This is a genomic window from Flavobacterium flabelliforme (assembly GCF_017948675.1).
GTDB classification, from domain to species: domain Bacteria; phylum Bacteroidota; class Bacteroidia; order Flavobacteriales; family Flavobacteriaceae; genus Flavobacterium; species Flavobacterium pygoscelis.
Genome location: NZ_JAGFBU010000001.1, coordinates 1,070,421 through 1,087,985, shown reverse-complemented (window position 1 = coordinate 1,087,985; position 17,565 = coordinate 1,070,421). Strand labels below are relative to the sequence as shown.

General features: G+C 32.6%; 19 protein-coding genes. 15 read left to right on the top strand and 4 right to left on the bottom strand.

Annotated elements, in window-relative coordinates:
* Nucleotides 1-46 precede the first annotated feature (46 nt).
* From J3S90_RS04805 to J3S90_RS04790, 4 genes are all read right to left on the bottom strand, one after another.
* Nucleotides 47-601, bottom strand: a complete 555-nt coding sequence (locus J3S90_RS04805; RefSeq protein WP_210645093.1) for a CopD family protein — start codon at nt 599-601, stop codon at nt 47-49.
* Entirely contained in the window at nt 588-1,943 is a 1,356-nt protein-coding gene (locus J3S90_RS04800) for an MATE family efflux transporter (RefSeq protein ID WP_188049232.1), read from the bottom strand. Before J3S90_RS04800 ends, J3S90_RS04805 begins: the two co-directional genes overlap by 14 nt.
* Entirely contained in the window at nt 1,944-2,999 is a 1,056-nt protein-coding gene (hemH, locus tag J3S90_RS04795) for a ferrochelatase (RefSeq protein ID WP_210645091.1), read from the bottom strand.
* Between the two features lie 103 nt (nt 3,000-3,102).
* On the bottom strand, nt 3,103-3,969 hold the full coding sequence (locus tag J3S90_RS04790) for a helix-turn-helix domain-containing protein (RefSeq protein ID WP_210645089.1): 867 nt from the start codon (nt 3,967-3,969) through the stop codon (nt 3,103-3,105).
* Between the two features lie 349 nt (nt 3,970-4,318).
* Here J3S90_RS04790 and J3S90_RS04785 point away from each other — a divergent pair, with 349 nt between their 5' ends.
* The 15 genes from J3S90_RS04785 to hemB all read left to right on the top strand — a co-directional run bounded on the left by J3S90_RS04785 (nt 4,319) and on the right by hemB (nt 17,544).
* Entirely contained in the window at nt 4,319-4,708 is a 390-nt protein-coding gene (locus tag J3S90_RS04785; RefSeq protein ID WP_210645087.1) for a hypothetical protein, read from the top strand.
* Between the two features lie 141 nt (nt 4,709-4,849).
* Entirely contained in the window at nt 4,850-5,287 is a 438-nt protein-coding gene (locus J3S90_RS04780) for a hypothetical protein (RefSeq protein ID WP_188049228.1), read from the top strand.
* Between the two features lie 19 nt (nt 5,288-5,306).
* Complete coding sequence (locus tag J3S90_RS04775) at nt 5,307-5,900, top strand: globin family protein (RefSeq protein ID WP_210645085.1); 594 nt, start codon at nt 5,307-5,309, stop codon at nt 5,898-5,900.
* Between the two features lie 486 nt (nt 5,901-6,386).
* Entirely contained in the window at nt 6,387-7,646 is a 1,260-nt protein-coding gene (gene hemA, locus J3S90_RS04770; RefSeq protein WP_210645083.1) for a glutamyl-tRNA reductase, read from the top strand.
* 60 nt (nt 7,647-7,706) lie between these two features.
* Nucleotides 7,707-8,627, top strand: a complete 921-nt coding sequence (gene hemC, locus J3S90_RS04765) for a hydroxymethylbilane synthase (RefSeq protein ID WP_210645081.1) — start codon at nt 7,707-7,709, stop codon at nt 8,625-8,627.
* 12 nt (nt 8,628-8,639) lie between these two features.
* Nucleotides 8,640-10,382 carry a TrkH family potassium uptake protein gene (locus J3S90_RS04760; RefSeq protein WP_188049224.1) on the top strand — a complete coding sequence of 581 codons (1,743 nt, stop codon included), beginning with the start codon at nt 8,640-8,642 and terminating at the stop codon, nt 10,380-10,382.
* Between the two features lie 10 nt (nt 10,383-10,392).
* Complete coding sequence (locus J3S90_RS04755; RefSeq protein WP_188049223.1) at nt 10,393-11,100, top strand: potassium channel family protein; 708 nt, start codon at nt 10,393-10,395, stop codon at nt 11,098-11,100.
* A gap of 2 nt (nt 11,101-11,102) precedes the next feature.
* Nucleotides 11,103-11,759 carry a uroporphyrinogen-III synthase gene (locus tag J3S90_RS04750; RefSeq protein WP_210645079.1) on the top strand — a complete coding sequence of 219 codons (657 nt, stop codon included), beginning with the start codon at nt 11,103-11,105 and terminating at the stop codon, nt 11,757-11,759.
* A 66-nt stretch (nt 11,760-11,825) separates the two neighbouring features.
* A complete protein-coding gene (hemE, locus tag J3S90_RS04745; protein ID WP_210645077.1) occupies nt 11,826-12,851 on the top strand; it encodes a uroporphyrinogen decarboxylase in 1,026 nt (341 codons plus the stop codon).
* A 516-nt stretch (nt 12,852-13,367) separates the two neighbouring features.
* Nucleotides 13,368-13,919: a transposase gene (locus J3S90_RS04740; RefSeq protein WP_188049220.1), complete on the top strand. Its 552-nt coding sequence runs from the start codon at nt 13,368-13,370 to the stop codon at nt 13,917-13,919.
* A gap of 168 nt (nt 13,920-14,087) precedes the next feature.
* Entirely contained in the window at nt 14,088-14,468 is a 381-nt protein-coding gene (locus J3S90_RS04735) for a hypothetical protein (RefSeq protein WP_188049219.1), read from the top strand.
* A 3-nt stretch (nt 14,469-14,471) separates the two neighbouring features.
* Nucleotides 14,472-15,008 (top strand): GNAT family N-acetyltransferase, encoded by a 537-nt coding sequence (locus J3S90_RS04730; RefSeq protein WP_210645075.1) that lies wholly within the window; start codon nt 14,472-14,474, stop codon nt 15,006-15,008.
* On the top strand, nt 14,998-15,906 hold the full coding sequence (gene hemF / locus J3S90_RS04725; protein ID WP_210645073.1) for an oxygen-dependent coproporphyrinogen oxidase: 909 nt from the start codon (nt 14,998-15,000) through the stop codon (nt 15,904-15,906). The genes J3S90_RS04730 and hemF overlap by 11 nt, the downstream gene beginning before the upstream one ends.
* A gap of 87 nt (nt 15,907-15,993) precedes the next feature.
* Nucleotides 15,994-16,446 carry an IS200/IS605 family transposase gene (gene tnpA / locus J3S90_RS04720; protein WP_210645071.1) on the top strand — a complete coding sequence of 151 codons (453 nt, stop codon included), beginning with the start codon at nt 15,994-15,996 and terminating at the stop codon, nt 16,444-16,446.
* A gap of 99 nt (nt 16,447-16,545) precedes the next feature.
* Entirely contained in the window at nt 16,546-17,544 is a 999-nt protein-coding gene (gene hemB / locus J3S90_RS04715) for a porphobilinogen synthase (protein ID WP_210645069.1), read from the top strand.
* Nucleotides 17,545-17,565: the final 21 nt, after the last annotated feature.

Here is a 17,565-nt window from a genome sequence, read left to right as displayed (position 1 = left end):
CCTTATACGTAATGAAAATGTTGCTATTTTAAAACTTTTAATCATATTAAGATTGATTTCTTTCCCTTATTTTTTTGTAAAATTTAAATCCAAGCATAATTAAAACTGAAAAGGCAAAAATACCTATCACACCATAAATCCAGTTTACAGCATTTTTTAAAACTACCAAAAAAACGACTGCAAATAGAATTATTGTAGCACCTTCATTCCACAAACGCATAAAAGTATTGCTATATTTTACTTTGTTATTTTGTAAATCTTTGAATATTAAATGACATTTCCAGTGGTACAAATACAATAAAAAGACGAAGCATAATTTGACATGCATCCAAGGCATTTTTAACCAAGCTTGACCTAAATCTGTAAATATTAACATCCAAAAAGCAAAAATACTCGCTAAAACAGCCGATGGCCAAGTGATAATATACCACAATCTATAGGTCATTATTTTGTATTGTTTTTGTAATATTTCTTTTTCAGGTGATGGTTTTTGATCGGCTTCGATTTGGTAAACAAATAGGCGAACGATATAAAATAAACCAGCAAACCAGGTAATTACAAAGATAAGGTGTAAGGATTTGAGGTAATTATAATATTCCATCGTTGGTGTGAATTAATTTGGTGTTCATTTCTTTTTTTAGAAAATAACCGGTCAATAAAGTGGAAAGTATATCGGCTATTGGGAATGCAATCCAGACTCCAAAAATACCTAAAAAATTTGGTAGTATCAGCACCAAAGGAATTAAGAAAAATCCTTGTTTGCTCAATGTTAAAAGCAATGCCTTTTTGGCTTTCCCCGCAGCTTGAAAATATGCAGCGCCTATCAATTGAATCGCAATTATGGGCGAAGCTGCAAATACCCATCGCAAGGCATTTGGCGTTTGAGCAATGACAAGGGCGTCTGTAGTGAAAACTGCAGTGATGGGTTTTGCAAAAATTAAAATAACTACAAAAATAAGAGTGGCTAAAATAGCCGCATATTTTATAGAAAGGGATACACTCTCCTTGACTCTTTCATAATATCCGGCACCATAGTTATATCCTGCAATAGGCAAAAAACCTTGTGTAATGCCTAATATAGGAAACAAAGCAAACATCAACATTCTGCTTATAATTCCGTAAATAGCAACAGAATGTTCTCCTCCATAGGAATATAAAGTATGGTTTAATAATATAGATAAAACACTGACAACACCTTGTCTTGAAAAAGTGACGAAACTTAACTCTGAGATTTCTTTTACAATTGGCATCTTAAATTTAAAATGCTTCATTTTTAGCTTTAATTCACTTTTAAAAATAAAGAACCAAAGCACAAATAAAAAACAACTAAAATAAGAAATGGCTGTTGCCATTGCAGCGCCAAACATGCCTAAGTTTAAATATTTAATAAAAAGTATGTCTAAACCTATATTAACAAATGCTGGTACAATCATGGCTACCATTGCAAATTTAGCTTTCCCTTCGGCGCGAATAATGTTGTTTCCCATCATGCAAAGCGCTAAAAAAGGCACTGATATAATAATAGGGAAAAAGAATTCTCGTGCAGGTTGAATAATTGCTCCTTTTGCTCCAAAAAGGGCTAACATTTCGTCGCTAAAAAAAAGACCTAAAAAAACAAAAATTGACGACAATAAAAGCGTCATCATTATTTGATTTGCAAAAGTATTTTTAGCCTTTTCTTTATGATTGGCGCCTAATGCTCTCGAAAGTACCGAGCCGCCACCTACGCCAATCGCCATTCCTAAGGAAGAAATCAAAAAGGTGATGGGTAAAACTATTGTTACCGCCGCAATGGCCAAAGATCCAATCCATTGTCCAACGAAAATGGTGTCAATCAAAATATTGACTGACATAAACAAAACACCAATAGACGATGGAACTGCTTGTTTTATAAGCAGTTTTTTAATGTCTTGAGTTCCTAAATCATCGGCGGTAACAGCCATTTATGCGTTTGTTTTTTCAGTGTTAGCAGTGACAGCAACAGGGGTGTTTGACCAAGTTGTGATCCAATTACCTACAGTGGCGCACCATTCATCACTATCATTTAAACAAGGAATCGCTAGAAACTCTTCTCCACCATGAACTTTAAATTCATGATTGGCTTCCATCGCAATTTCTTCTAAAGTTTCTAAGCAATCCGATACGAAAGCAGGAGTAACAACAGCAAGTTTTTTAATTCCTTTTTCGGGCATTTTATTCACTTCTACGTCAGTATAAGGCGTAAGCCATTTGTCACCCGCTAAACGCGATTGAAAAGTTTGACTATATTTTCCCTCAGGAATACCCAATAATTTTACGACTTGTTTAGTAGTTTCGTAACATTGATGACGGTAGCAAAACTCATGGGCTGGTGAAGGCGTGTTGCAGCAAGAACCATCTATTTTACAGTGTGATTTAGTAATATCTGTTTTGCGAATGTGACGTTCTGGAATTCCGTGATACGAAAATAACAAATGATCATAATCAAAACCTTGTAAGTGGCCTTTGATCGAATCAGCAAGATTCTTGATGTAATCTGGTTTGTTGTAAAATGCAGGAACAATAGTAAATTTCATTTCCGGGAAATGTTTTTTACGTAAATCTTCAGCAAGTTCTAAAATCGTTGTCGTAGAAGCCATTGCGTGTTGCGGGTACAACGGAAAAAGCAGTACTTCATTTACACCTTTGTCATGCAATTCTTGTAAGCCAGACAGCAAAGAAGGATTTCCGTAACGCATCGATAATGCAACTGGCACATCAACTAATTGTTTTACTTTCTCGTGCATTCTTTTAGAAATAACGACTAAAGGCGAACCCTCGTCCCACCATATTTTTGCATAAGCTGCAGCAGATTTTTTAGGTCTGGTTTGAAGTATGATTCCACGAACTAATAATGCTCTTAATAAAAACGGAACATCAATAACGTATTTATCCATTAAAAATTCGTCTAAATACGGTTTTACATCTTTTGGAGTTGGACTTTCTGGAGATCCTAGATTTACTAATAATACGCCTTTCATTGTTTCTGTTTTATTTTCTTCAAAAGTACTTCAAGAACCTTCTTAGAAGTATGATAAATGTTAGTTTTTACTTATTCTATTATGCTTAAAACCAATCGTATTTTTACACATTGGTGTTTATAGACATTAAATATTTTTTTGGTGTAGTGGCAAATTTCTTTTTAAAAGCTGCAATAAAGTGACTTCCGGTACTGTATCCTATTTTTAGTCCTACTTCGTTTACATTGTAAGAGCCGCTATCTAATAATTTACGGGCGTAATCCATTTTATAATCAAATAGAAATCCGTAAACGGTATCGCCATAAATTTGCTTAAAACCCATTTTTAGTTTTTTCAAATTCAAACCAATTTCATCTGCTAATTCTTGTAATCCGGGTGGTTCGGCCATATTTGCGATAATGATTTCTTTGGCTTTTCGAATTTTTAATACATTTTCCTCATCAATCAAAAAAGGGCATTGCTCTGCATTTGGATCTTCAGTTCTATTAAAGTATAAGCTTAATAATTCATATCCTTTGCCTTTATAATACAGGTTTTTTATCGAAGGATTTAAATTATAATGAAACATTTGATTCAATACAATTGCCATTGACGGACTAATATCAGTCTCGTTATAATATTTTTTTTCTTTATTTTCTTTGCTTAAAAAAGGAATGTTTTCGGCATCACTAGTAAAAAGCCCGTGAAATTTTTTGATTGAAACAAATATAGAAATCAACCAAGTTTTTGGAGCAATTTCAACATGTAAAGGCAATTCTTTCTCGGTGTTATAAAACAATAATGCTTTTTCTTCTTTGAGTTTTAAACTGTAATTTCCTTGATTAAAATTAAAGTTAGCATTTCCTTTTAATCCAAAATGAAATTGAATCAAGCCCAATTGTACTGGTCGTTGAAATACTGCAACCTCATCTGAGTTGTTTTGAAAACGAATTAAAATGAAATCATCGTCAATCTTTATTTCTTCTTCCATCTTTTTGATTTTTTTAATTCAATGTAATAGCGTCAATTATTGTTAACTGATACCATATCGACCTTCAAAATTAAATCTTTTTCATGGTTAAACCTTTACTTCACTCTAAATTTATAAAATCTTTAATTTTTGAGGATGTTATTTTAAAACTCAGTTCATCTCAGTATGACTTTATTTATCATTATACTACTCGCAATTGATTCAATTAATTGCTATAAATAAGCAACAAGCTTCCCATGCACTTACGATTAAACTCTTGCTTTAGTTTTAGGAATGTTAGGTTCAAGACTATAAATCCAATGTTTCGTTTTTAACGTAGATAAACTAAACGTTAAACAAAAACTATAACATGTTCAAAAAATCACTGTTCGCATTTTTTATTTTCTTAATAATCTCGTTTTCTGCTTATTACTTCATCTATAAAAAGGATAAGAGTTTTAAAAATGCGGAAGCTATTTATTCTTTAGATATATCTGTACTTCAACTAGAGTTTATTGCTAATGATAGCCTTGCTCGAACTAAGTATTTAGGTCAAACCATTGAATTAGTTGCTGTGGTTACGAATATAGATCAAGCGAATAATGTAGCTGTGCTTGATAATAAATTGTATGCCTTCTTTACTAAAAACTTGCCTGCCAATCTGGAGTCGGGAAAAGTTTTTATAATTAAAGGGCGGCTGTTAAGTTATGACGAAACTTTAGAAGAGTTTAAAATGGATCATAGTACTGTTGTACAGTGACATATTATTCTTATTGAACCGCAGTAAATACTGCTTTTTAAGATATTAAAACTATTTAAATTTAATCTAAATAGCTTGAATTTCATCTTAAATCAAACCAAGACTTCTAATTGCCCGTAAATAATTGCAAAACCCATTATTATGAAATCCACAAACAAATTAATTAAAAGAGTACTTCAAGGTATTGCAATAATTGCAGTATTATTTGTAGCCATTCTTGTTTTTCACATTGTTACCGCTAAACCAGCAGTATATGATTCTCCAAATTTACAAATAAGCAGAATTGATTTTAAATCGAATATCGATTCGGTTAGAGCAAAAGAAATTTGTGCTGATTTAAGAACGATAAAAGGTTTGACTTCTGATTCTATTATTGTAAAAAGAAATGTGGTCGTTTATTTTCACAATAACAAAATTACGAATTCTCAAAAGGTTTATGATGAACTCATGACTAAAAGGCCTTATGAAGCAAACCAATTTGTATTACCCGCTGGTTTGGCTAATAAAGAAGTATGTCCTATTGACCAAAATAGTATGACTTACAAAATATCACAAAAGATAAATAGATTTTTTAATTAACCCTTTAAACACAATTCTTATGAAAAATTATTCAAAAATTACACTTAGTGTATTATTCGTAGCCTCTGCAGCTTTTACTTCTTGTAGTAATGATGACGATGTTCCGGCAACACCAATGGTTAAAGCAACTATTTATGAGCGCCTTGGTGGATCAAAAATGGTAGCTGATCCAGACATGCCAGGACAAATGATTGAAGGTGGTCGAATGTCTTTCCGTAAAGTGGTAAATTCAACAGTTGGACTTATAGTAGCAGATGTTCAGAGTAACGCTACTGGAAATTTAGGAGCTCACTTTGCGCCATTATTAACAGAAGTAGGAGCAGGAAACACTACTAAATTAGCTGTATTGGTTGATAATTTAACTGATTTTTTCTCTTTTAATACAGGAGGAACAAATGCAGTAAATACCTATTCAGGTATGAATATGGTCGCTACGCATGACCCCGCTAAAAACCCACGTATGGGAACAAAAGCAAGTGATGCTGATTTTACTAAATTTGAAGGTTATGTTGGTGCAGCAGCAGTTGCTAACGGAGTTAAATCGGATACAGAGTTGTACAAAGACATCGTTGTTGTATTAGAGTCTATCAGAAAACCAACCGTTCAGAAATAATATTTTTCTTTGATTAAAAACGCTATTCCGCTTGGATAGCGTTTTTATTACTAAGTATTTTAGGCTTATGTTTTATTAGCGAGTTATTAATTCGTTAGATTTTTAAATCAGTAAATTTTTCTCGATGTTTTATAAACGCAACTGTTGAAAAAAAATCAAACGGATTTATATAAGCTACTTTAATTTTTTACCAGACAGATCATCTACTTTCAAAATAATGCTTAAAAAAGATGTTAACATTATTTTGAAGAACTCTAAGCGATGTTTTTATTTAAAAATTAATAAAAAAACGCAAAGGCTTATTTAGAACTAATCTATATAATAAGCCATAATAACCTTGAATTCACTCTATTTTCAGATAAAATCTGTTTTGTAATTACTATTTTGAATCAAAATTTCCCTTAGCGATACAAAAAGCACTTACAGCGTTGTTTTTATAAAATAGTTAACAATAATTTTGTAGAACTTTTTTAAGAAAAGTATAATATGGAAAAATTCAATATGTCCAGAAACAGCACTTTTTATGCTTTAGGTTTAAGTTACAAAAAAGCTGACGCAACAATTAGAGGTAAATTTAGTTTAGATGCCAAAGCACAGGCTATCTTATTGATTCAAGCAGAGGCTGAGGGAATAGAATCTTTGATCGTTACTTCAACCTGTAATAGAACCGAAATTTATGGTTTTGCTAAACATCCTTACGAATTAATAAAATTACTTTGTGAAAACAGTAACGGTTCTGTAGAGGAATTTCAAGAGGTCGCTTACATTTATAAAAATCAAGAAGCCATTAATCATATGTTTCGTGTAGGAACTGGATTAGATAGTCAGATTTTAGGCGATTTTGAAATTATCAGTCAAATAAAAAATGCTTTTAATTTAAGTAAATCCAACGGTTTAATAAACACCTTTATGGATCGTTTAGTAAACTCGGTGATACAAGCCAGTAAAAGAATAAAAACTCAAACTGATATTTCCTCTGGAGCAACTTCGGTGTCGTTTGCTTCTGTTCAATATATTTTTAAAAATGTAGAAGACATTGCTAATAAAAATATATTACTTTTTGGAACAGGAAAAATAGGAAGAAATACCTGCGAGAATTTAGTAAAACATACCAAACACAGTCAGATTACATTAATTAATCGTACCAAAGATAAAGCGGAAAAATTAGCTAGAAAACTGAATGTTGTAGTAAAAGATTATGCTGATTTGCAACTTGAATTGCAAAAAGCAGATGTAGTGGTTGTGGCTACCGGAGCACAAAATCCTACTATCGACAAAACTATTTTGAATTTAAAAAAGCCTTTGCTTATTTTAGATTTATCTATTCCTAAAAATGTAAACGAAAATGTGAATGATATTGAAGGAGTAACTTTAATACACATGGATCAGTTGGCTAAGATTACAGATGAAACCTTAGAAAACAGAAAGCAACATATTCCGCAAGCGGAAGCTATAATCGAAGAAATTAAGGAAGACTTTATCTCTTGGAATAAAAACCGAAAATTTGCTCCTACAATTCAGGCTTTAAAGGAAAAATTAAACGCTATTAAAGATGGGGAACTTAACTTTCAAAGAAAAAAAACACCTAATTTTCATGAAGAACAGGCTGAAATGATCAGCAATAGAATCATTCAAAAGATCACCAAGCATTTTGTGAATCATCTAAAGGATGGAGAATCAATGGATGAGGGTATTGAATGGATAGAAAAAGTATTTCAGTTAGAACAAGATAAATATTTTTCGTAGTTTAACACATTGAAAATGCTTTGAAGTACGAATACAGATTGGTGTAAAAATAAAATAAAAGTGGTCGAAAAAACAATACGCATAGGAACCCGAGATAGTGAACTCGCACTTTGGCAAGCCCACACAGTTGAAAAAAAACTAAATGATTTAGGGTATAAAACTGAAATTACTGCAGTAAAATCTCAAGGAGACATTCTTCTTGACAAACCGCTCTACGAATTAGGAATCACAGGAATTTTTACCAAAACATTAGACATTGCTATGATCAACGGTCAAGTTGATATTGCGGTGCATTCTATGAAAGATGTTCCTACGGCATTGCCAATAGGTATTGTGCAAGCAGCCGTTTTAGAGAGAGCCAATACACTCGATATCTTGGTTCATAAAGGTAATCTTGATTTTCTTGATACAGCAGGAACAATTGCAACAGGTAGTTTGCGTCGTCAAGCGCAATGGTTCAATAGATATCCCAATCATACAGTAGTAGATTTGCGTGGAAACGTAAATACTAGGATGAAAAAACTAGAAGATAATAATTGGAATGGAGCCGTTTTTGCCGCAGCAGGATTAGAACGCATCAACTTGAAACCTTCAAATTTTATAAATCTTGATTGGATGATTCCCGCACCAGCACAAGGAGCTATGGTTATTGTTGCCATGGCAAATGATGCGTTTTGTAGAGATGCAGCGGCTGAATTAAATGATATCGAAACCGAAGTGTGTACGCACATTGAAAGACAATTTCTTAAAACTTTAGAAGGTGGTTGTACAGCGCCAATAGGAGCTTTAGCAGTAATGCAAGAAGATGACATAATCTTTAAAGGAGTATTATTCTCTCTTGACGGAAAACAAAAAATCGAAGTAAATAAAACAGTTCCATTAGAAGAATGGAAAAAATTAGGATACAAAGCCGCTAAAGAAGTTTTAGAGAACGGAGGAATTAGTTTAATGCAAAGTATTCGTAACGATTTAAAAAAGTAATTTTATTTCAATATGAAGAAAGAATCCTTACTCAATTACTTATATCGCTTTTTTGATATAATTGTATTGCTTTTTATTGTATTCGATTTCGGGTATGATTTTCAGGATAACTATAACACCCCTCATGTTGTAGGATTAATTATTCTTTCGATTGGTTTATTAGGATTTAATGCTTTTAAATACTTTAATTATACGTTCAAAAGTAATAAGAGAGTAGTTTTAATCAATATGATTTTACTCACTGTTCTTTTCTTTGTCTGTGGTGTAATTTGGTTGTTGAACAGTAATTTTTCTACTCCTTATATTTTACAAAAAGTCAAACCAGTTTTAGAAGGAGGTTTGATTTTTTACTTCTTACTCCGGTTAATGGTTTTTGTGCGTCATATTTATGATATCTACTTTAATCCTGCTATCGTTTTTGTGGGTAGTTTTATGATATTAGTTTTAATAGGGGCTTTTTTATTAATACTTCCTAGTGCTACCAACAGCGGAATTACCTTTACCAATGCACTTTTTACAGCAACATCTGCAGTTTGTGTAACGGGATTAACCGTAGTAGACACAGCCGTAGATTTTACTTTAGTAGGACAATCTATAATTATTGTTCTCATTCAATTAGGTGGAATTGGCATTCTTACATTCACTTCTTTTTTTGCTTTTTTTTTTAGAGGAAGTTCTTCTTTTAAGGAAGGCTTAAATACCAGAGATTTTATTGCAAATGAAGGCTTAAAAGATGTTTTTAGAGCGGCGCTAAATGTGGTGATTTTTACTTTGGCAGTAGAGTTGGCAGGAGCTGTATTTATTTATTTTTCGGTTATCGATAATGTTATTATTACCAATAAAATATATTTTTCATTATTTCACTCTATCTCCGCTTTTTGTAATGCTGGATTTTCTACTTTACCCGGTGGAATTTTAAATTCGACTGTTCGTTTTAATTATTACTTGCAGTGGATATTGATGTTAATGATTATTCTAGGAGGATTAGGTCATAATATCGTGTTCAATTCTTTTCATTATTTTAAAACTTACATTTTTGAATTGTTTAATAAAAAGATTATTCACAAAAAAGTGAGAATCATCACGCTAAACACCAGAATCGTAATTTATACCACCTTGCTTTTACTAATAGGAGGTTCTGTTTTTCTGTTCATTTCAGAATACAACCATACTTTATTACAACACAATACTATTTTTGGAAAAATAACAGCAGCAGCTTTTAATGCTGTTTCTCCTAGAACAGCTGGTTTTAGTGCAACTGATTATGCCGAAATGGGTGTTCCATCGTTGCTTTTTATTATTTTTTTAATGTGGATTGGTGGTTCGCCAGCTTCAACAGCAGGTGGAATTAAAACAAGTACCTTTGCCTTAGCCACATTAAATATTGTTGCCGTTGCTAGAGGAAAAAGTAGAATTCAATTGTTTGGTCGTAGGATATCAGCCGATTCTACCTCACGTGCTTTTGCCATTCTATCCATTTCATTATTAACAATTGGACTATCCATAATGGCGGTATTAATTTTTGAGCCAGAAGGGACATCGATATTAACAGTTGCTTTTGAATGTTTTTCGGCTTATAGCACAGTAGGATCAAGTATCAATTTTACGCCAACAATTACCGAACCCAGTAAATATGTTTTGATATTAACGATGTTTATTGGTCGTATTGGAATGCTCAACCTTATGGTGGGATTATTGCGTAGATTGAACCATCAGTTCTACGAATATCCAAGAGAAAATATATTAATTAACTAAACTTACTCAGATGAAAATAATCGTATTTGGTTTAGGAAACTTCGGGATGTCGCTGGCAATTAGCCTGACAGAAACTGGAAATGAAGTCATTGGTGTTGACAAAAATATAGAAAAAGTCAATTTAGTAAAGGATAAAATTTCGCATGCCATTGCTATGGATTCTACCAATGAATTATCCTATGAAGCATTGCCCTTAAAAGATGCTGACAAAGTAGTAGTTGCCATTGGAGAAAATGAAGGAGCGGCCATTATTACTACGGCTATTATTAAAAAATTAAGTGATGTAAAGATTATCAGTAGAGCGTTGTCACCGATTCACGATACGGTTCTTGAAGCAATGGGAATTCATAGCATTGTGCATCCAGAACAAGAATCTGCCGATAGACTAACCAAGCAAATTAATTTTAAATCCACTTTAGAAAATTATCAATTAGATGATAATTATACTATTTCTGAAGTAAAAGCCAAACCCGAATTCTATGGTAAAACATTGGCTGCTTTAGATAGTATCGATAAATATCGCTTAACTTTGATTACGATTATTCGCAAACGTGAAAAGAAAAATCTAATAGGAAAAAAATCGATCATAAAAGAGTCAATCGGTCGCCCATCGCCACAAACCGTAATATTAGAAAATGATATTTTAGTCGTTTATGGTTATAATAAAGATATAGAAACCTACTGTTTAGGACAAGAAGAATACCAAATAAGAAGTTAATAATGATTCAGATACTATCTACAAAAATACTTTTGCACGAGCAAAAACAAGCATTAATAAAGGCTAATTTCAATGTTATTGAAGTTGATTTTATTAAAACCCAGAGTCAGCCTTTTCAACTAAGTGAGATAAATGATAATTTAATTTTCACTAGTCAAAATGCGGTTCAAAGTTTCTTATTAGATCCAAAATCTGAGGATTTAAAAACAAAGAATGTCTTTTGTGTGGGATTAAAGACAAAAATTATGCTTTCCGAAAGCGGTTTCAATGTAATAGCCTATACTGGTTATGCCGAAGATCTTGCCGAAATAATCACTTTGATTTATTCAAGTGAAAGCTATACTTTTTTTAGTGGAAACTTAAGAAGAGAGACTTTGCCAAAAGCTTTGAAAGAGGCCAAAATTAAGTTCAATGAAATTCAAGTTTACGAAACTACATTGACACCTGAAAAAATAAAAACACCGGTAGAAGCCATTTTATTCTTTAGCCCTTCTGGAATTGAAAGTTATTTAAAAGAGAATACTATTAAAAATGAAACTTGTTTTTGCATTGGAACAACAACTTCCAGCGCATTAGAAGGAATTACAAAAAATGTAATTGTTGCGCCTCAACCCACAATTGAGGATGTGATTGAAGAAGTAATAGCAGAATATAGATAAATTCTGTTCGTAAGATTAGCTTAGGAACAACACAAAATAATGAAAACGCTTTAAGACAATAAAATTATGATTAAGAACGACCTATTTTTAAGAGCACTAAAAGGAGAAACAGTACAACGTCCGCCAGTTTGGATGATGCGCCAGGCAGGAAGGTATTTGCCAGAATTTATTGCACTGCGTGATAAATACGATTTCTTTACTCGTTGTAGAACTCCAGAAATCGCTGCCGAAATTACCGTGCAACCTATTCGTAGAATAGCTCCAGATGCTGCTATTTTATTTTCAGATATTTTGGTTGTGCCTCAAGCAATGGGACTTGAAGTGATTATGAAAGAAAATTTTGGTCCTTTTGTACCAAATCCAATTCGTACGATTCAAGATGTAGAACGCGTTATCGTTCCGGATATTCAAGAAACGTTAGGATATGTAATGGATGCGATCAAATTGACTAAGGAAATGTTGAATGATGAGGTTCCATTGATCGGTTTTGCAGGTTCACCGTGGACTATTATGTGTTATGCGGTTGAAGGACAAGGTTCTAAAAGTTTTGATAAAGCAAAAGGATTTTGTTTTCAGTATCCAGAAGCAGCGCATGTTTTATTACAAAAAATCACCGATACCACTATTTTATACCTAAAAGAAAAAGTAAAAGCGGGAGTAAATGCCGTTCAAGTTTTTGACTCTTGGGGTGGAATGTTATCTCCTGTTGACTACCAAGAATTTTCATGGAAATACATCAACCAAATTGTTGAAGCTTTAGCTGATGACGCACCGGTGATTGTTTTCGGAAAAGGATGTTGGTTCGCTCTTGGCGAAATGGGAAAAAGTAGAGCTTCTGCATTAGGAGTAGACTGGACTTGTTCTCCAAGAAACGCACGTTATTTATCCGGTGGAAACATCACTTTACAAGGTAATTTTGATCCATCACGATTATTGTCTCCAATTCCAGTGATCAAGAAAATGGTACACGAAATGATTGACGAATTCGGTAAAGATAAATATATCGTGAACTTAGGTCACGGAATTTTACCAAATATTCCTGTTGATAACGCAAAAGCGTTTATCGATGCAGTAAAAGAATACAACCAGTAAATCCATTTATCCTACAAGGTTTTTTTTAACCTTGTAGGTATATTTGAATACTATTATTTATAAATCATACCTACAAGGTTTTGTAAACCTTGCAGGAAATTAAAAGTTGAAGTAAGTTAATTAAGTTTTCAATCCTGCAAGGTTTTTTTTAACCTTGTAGGTGTCTTTTGAATATTATTATTTATAAATCATACCTACAAGGTTTTGGAAACCTTGCAGGAAATTAAAATGGAAATAAGTTAAACAATTTGATTCTGCTTATGCATAATGATTTGAGTTTGAAATCCTGCAAGGTTTTTTTTAACCTTATAGGTGTCTTTTGAATACTATTATTTATAAATCATACCTACAAGGTTTTGTAAACCTTGCAGGAAATTAAAAGTTGTAGTAAGTTAATTAAGTTTTCAATCCTGCAAGGTTTTTTTTAACCTTGTAGGTATACTTGAATACTATCATTTATAAATCATACCTATAAGGTTTTGGAAACTTTGCAGGAAACTTAAAATAATGTGAATAGTGGAGCTAGAAGTTTTAGAAAAAGATAATTATTATCACATTTATAACAGAGGTATAAATGGGGGAATTATTTTTTTTAATGAAGAAAATAAAAATTTCTTTCTAAGACAATTGGGTAAGTATCTCGAGGACAAGATTTCAATATTTGGCTATTGTTTAATGGATAATCATTATCATTTGATAGTTAGATTAAATGATAATGGAAAAGAGGTAACGCAGGCTTTTTCTAATTTTTTTAATTCTTATGCTAAATCAATTAACAAAGAAAATGATAGGACAGGAAGTCTTTTTGAAAAACATTTCAAGAGAATTAGACTGGAAGATGAACAGTATTTAAAGCAATTAATTGTTTACGTACATTTAAACCCAAAGCATCATTTGGATTTAAAGTTTGAAGAGTATAAATACTCTTCATATCAATCCTTTTTATCTCAAAAAGAAACGAAATTAGAAAGAGAAGAGGTTTTGAATTTGTTTGGAGAAATAGAGAATTTCATTTTTTTTCACAATCAAAAAAATGATTTGTTGACTGAAAAATATACTTTTGAATAGATTCTGATTTTCTTTAAGTTTTTTAAAAGGTAACAAATCTAGAATATAAGAATGTTGGATATCCTACAAGGTTTTTTTTAACCTTGTAGGTATTTAAGAGAGGATTGAAGTTTGCAAATTATTCTAATAAGGTTCTAAAACATTGCATAAGAGTAAAATAGTGTAGAAATGCTAAACAAAGGATTAAGAGATAAGGAAAGCCAACGAATAGACAATGTACTAAAGACTTTGCTTTCTTTTGTTTTTGTACCAAAGTTTTGGAATCTTGATGACACGAGTCTTATGGATGAAAATTTAAAGGATTTCGGATTATCCACGCAGGTTTTGATTGACATGGATCAAAATGAATTAATCGAATTGTTGCGCAAATTGCATTTAGATTTTATTCAGCAAGAACAATTTGCCGATTTTTTAATTGCTTTTTCAAAAGACAATCCGTTTGAATTAACAGCAAAAGCAATTGCCATTTACGAGCAAGTTCAATCGGAGAGTAAAACCTTTTCGTTTGGAATTTTTAATAAAATAGCTTTGGCAAAAGCCAATTTGTAACCAATGATAATTACAGAAAACTTCTTACTTGATACCTTAAAACAAGTTGATGCCGTTCAACTGCATCAGTTTATGATTGAAAATAAAGAAAGACTGGAAGTTTTCTTTCCGGTTACGCTTTCGAGTAATGCAACACTTGAAAAGACAAAACAATACATTGAAATAAAAAATTGTGAAATTCAAGCGAGAACTAATTTCACTTTTGCTATTAGAGCAGCAGATACTGGAATGATCGTAGGTTTGATTATTATTAAAAAGATAGATTGGATAAACAGAGTGGGCGAATTAGCCTACTGTATTGGAGGTAATCTGGCAGGAAAACGATTGACAACTAAAGCGGTTCAAGTAATTTCTAATTACGCTTTTGAGGAATTAAACTTGAAAACACTTCAGATTATCGCGCATAAAACAAATTTAGGAAGTGTAAAAGTGGCTTTAAACAATGGTTTTATTTGGCAGAAAATATTAAAAAATGAGTTTACTCCAATCAATGAAACTCCATTAGACATGGAATTATACGAATTGACAAATGAAAAATAAATTTTACGCATACATACAAAACTTGCAAGATCAAATCGTAGCAGGTATAGAAGCAGTGGATGGTGAAGCTAAATTTAGAGAAGATGTTTGGGAACGACCAGAAGGCGGTGGAGGAAGAACTCGTGTAATAGAAAACGGAAAAGTTTTTGAAAAAGGCGGAGTTAATATTTCTGCGGTTCATGGAAAATTACCGGATAGTATGCAAAAACTTTTTAATGTAGGTGAAGCCGATTTTTTTGCTTGCGGATTAAGCTTAGTGATTCATCCTAAAAGTCCAATGGTACCAACAGTTCACGCAAACTGGCGCTATTTCGAAATGTACGATGATGCTGGAAATGTAATCAACAGTTGGTTTGGTGGCGGACAAGATCTTACGCCTTATTACTTATTTGAAGAAGATGCAACGCATTTTCATCAGACTTGTAAAACGGCTTGTGATAAACACAATCAAGATTTTTATCCAAAATATAAAAAGCAATGTGATGCTTATTTCTGGAATGCACACCGTTTTGAAGCGCGCGGAATTGGAGGCTTATTTTTTGATTACTGCAAAGAGACAGAGGAAATGAAAATGGAAAATTGGTTCCAATTTGTTTCAGAAGTGGGGAATAGTTTTCTAGAAGCTTATGTTCCAATTGTAGAAAAAAGAAAAAATTTGCCGTATTCAGCAACTCAGAAAACTTGGCAAGAAATTCGTCGTGGTCGTTATGTAGAGTTCAATTTAGTACACGATAAAGGCACTTTATTTGGTTTGAAAACCAACGGAAGAATCGAGAGTATCTTGATGAGTTTGCCACCGCAGGTGCAATGGGTTTACGATCATCATCCAGAACCAGGAAGCGAAGAAGAAAAATTAATACAAGTATTAGAAAATCCAAAAGAGTGGATAGCTCTGTAAGAGCGACATAACTATAGAAGAAAGTGATTTGAATTCAGGAAGCTCCATAGGAGCGTTATATTTATAATAATTGAATTTATAGTAATAATGGTAAATACATATTCGCAATTATATATTCAAATTGTATTTGCTGTCAAAGGCAGACAAAATTTGATCTCCAACAAATGGAAAGACGAGTTGTTTAAATATATAACAGGAATTGTTACTAATGAAGGTCAAAAGTTAATTGTTATTAATGGAATGCCCGACCATATTCATATTTTAATTGGATTAAAGCCTAACAAAGCTTTGTCTGATTTGGTTAGAGATATAAAAGCTAATTCATCACGATTTATTAACGAAAAAAAATGGATAAATGGTAAATTTGATTGGCAAACTGGGTTTGGAGCATTTTCATACAGCCATTCGCAATTAATTAACGTTATCAATTATATTCAAAATCAAGAACAACATCACAAGACAAAAACATTTAAAGAAGAATATATTGATTTTTTAAAAGCATTTGAAATAGAATACAGAGACGAATATATTTTTAAATAATAAAAAATTACTGAAAAGATGCCGCTCCTATGGAGCTCATAAGAAACACCAATATAACTATAAATATATCGCTCCTATGGAGCTAAATCATAAATAATTATGTTCCCATTACAAAGAGGTAGAAGATTACGCGTCAACGAATCCATTCGTTCTTTAGTGCGCGAAACCACATTAAGTCCAAGCGATTTTATGTTTCCAATGTTCATCGCAGAAGGTGAAAATTACAAAGTAGAAATTTCGTCAATGCCTGGAATTTTTCGTCGTTCCGTAGATTTAACTGTGTTAGAAGTTAAAGAATTATTCGATTTAGGAATTCGTGCGGTAAACATCTACGTAAAAGTGGATGAAAGCTTAAAAGACAATACTGGTAAAGAAGCATGGAATCCGGATGGATTAATGCAACGTGCCATCAAAGAAATTAAAGCCGCTTGTCCGGAAATGATTGTGATGCCCGATGTGGCATTAGATCCCTATTCTATTTATGGACATGATGGAATCATTGCCAATGGTGATATTGAAAATGACTCCACTAATGAAGCATTAGTAAAAATGGCTGTTTCTCATGCACAAGCTGGAGCTGATTTTGTGGCTCCATCAGATATGATGGACGGACGTGTATTGCGTTTGCGTCAAGGATTGGATGCTGCAGGATTTCAAAATGTAGGTATTATGAGTTATTCCGCTAAATATGCTTCGGCTTTTTACGGACCATTTAGAGACGCTTTAGACAGTGCGCCACGAGAATCTGACGTAGTTGTTCCAAAAGATAAAAAAACGTATCAAATGGACTATTCAAACCGTTTAGAAGCGATAAAAGAAGCTCTGTGGGACGTTGAGGAAGGTGCTGATATGGTTATGGTAAAACCAGGAATTGCTTATTTAGATATCGTGAGAGAAGTTAAGAATGCCGTAAATGTACCAGTTACTGTTTTTCATGTTTCGGGTGAATATGCGATGATCAAAGCAGCAGCTGAAAGAGGTTGGTTGGATCATGACAAAATTATGATGGAGCAATTAATGTGTATTAAAAGAGCTGGAGCAAGTTTAATTTCGACTTATTTTGCTAAAGAAGCTGCTATACTTTTAAAAAAGGAATAAGGTCAAAGATTTCAAATTAAG

Coding starts and splice junctions, on each gene's coding strand:
- J3S90_RS04805 (WP_210645093.1), bottom strand. CDS start 601: ATGGAATATTATAATTACCTCAAATCCTTACACCTTATCTTTGTAATT.
- J3S90_RS04785 (WP_210645087.1), top strand. CDS start 4,319: ATGTTCAAAAAATCACTGTTCGCATTTTTTATTTTCTTAATAATCTCG.
- tnpA (WP_210645071.1), top strand. CDS start 15,994: ATGGTAAATACATATTCGCAATTATATATTCAAATTGTATTTGCTGTC.
- J3S90_RS04790 (WP_210645089.1), bottom strand. CDS start 3,969: ATGGAAGAAGAAATAAAGATTGACGATGATTTCATTTTAATTCGTTTT.
- J3S90_RS04800 (WP_188049232.1), bottom strand. CDS start 1,943: ATGGCTGTTACCGCCGATGATTTAGGAACTCAAGACATTAAAAAACTG.
- J3S90_RS04760 (WP_188049224.1), top strand. CDS start 8,640: ATGAAGAAAGAATCCTTACTCAATTACTTATATCGCTTTTTTGATATA.
- hemH (WP_210645091.1), bottom strand. CDS start 2,999: ATGAAAGGCGTATTATTAGTAAATCTAGGATCTCCAGAAAGTCCAACT.
- hemB (WP_210645069.1), top strand. CDS start 16,546: ATGTTCCCATTACAAAGAGGTAGAAGATTACGCGTCAACGAATCCATT.
- J3S90_RS04735 (WP_188049219.1), top strand. CDS start 14,088: ATGCTAAACAAAGGATTAAGAGATAAGGAAAGCCAACGAATAGACAAT.
- hemF (WP_210645073.1), top strand. CDS start 14,998: ATGAAAAATAAATTTTACGCATACATACAAAACTTGCAAGATCAAATC.
- J3S90_RS04730 (WP_210645075.1), top strand. CDS start 14,472: ATGATAATTACAGAAAACTTCTTACTTGATACCTTAAAACAAGTTGAT.
- J3S90_RS04780 (WP_188049228.1), top strand. CDS start 4,850: ATGAAATCCACAAACAAATTAATTAAAAGAGTACTTCAAGGTATTGCA.
- J3S90_RS04750 (WP_210645079.1), top strand. CDS start 11,103: ATGATTCAGATACTATCTACAAAAATACTTTTGCACGAGCAAAAACAA.
- J3S90_RS04775 (WP_210645085.1), top strand. CDS start 5,307: ATGAAAAATTATTCAAAAATTACACTTAGTGTATTATTCGTAGCCTCT.
- J3S90_RS04755 (WP_188049223.1), top strand. CDS start 10,393: ATGAAAATAATCGTATTTGGTTTAGGAAACTTCGGGATGTCGCTGGCA.
- hemA (WP_210645083.1), top strand. CDS start 6,387: ATGGAAAAATTCAATATGTCCAGAAACAGCACTTTTTATGCTTTAGGT.
- hemE (WP_210645077.1), top strand. CDS start 11,826: ATGATTAAGAACGACCTATTTTTAAGAGCACTAAAAGGAGAAACAGTA.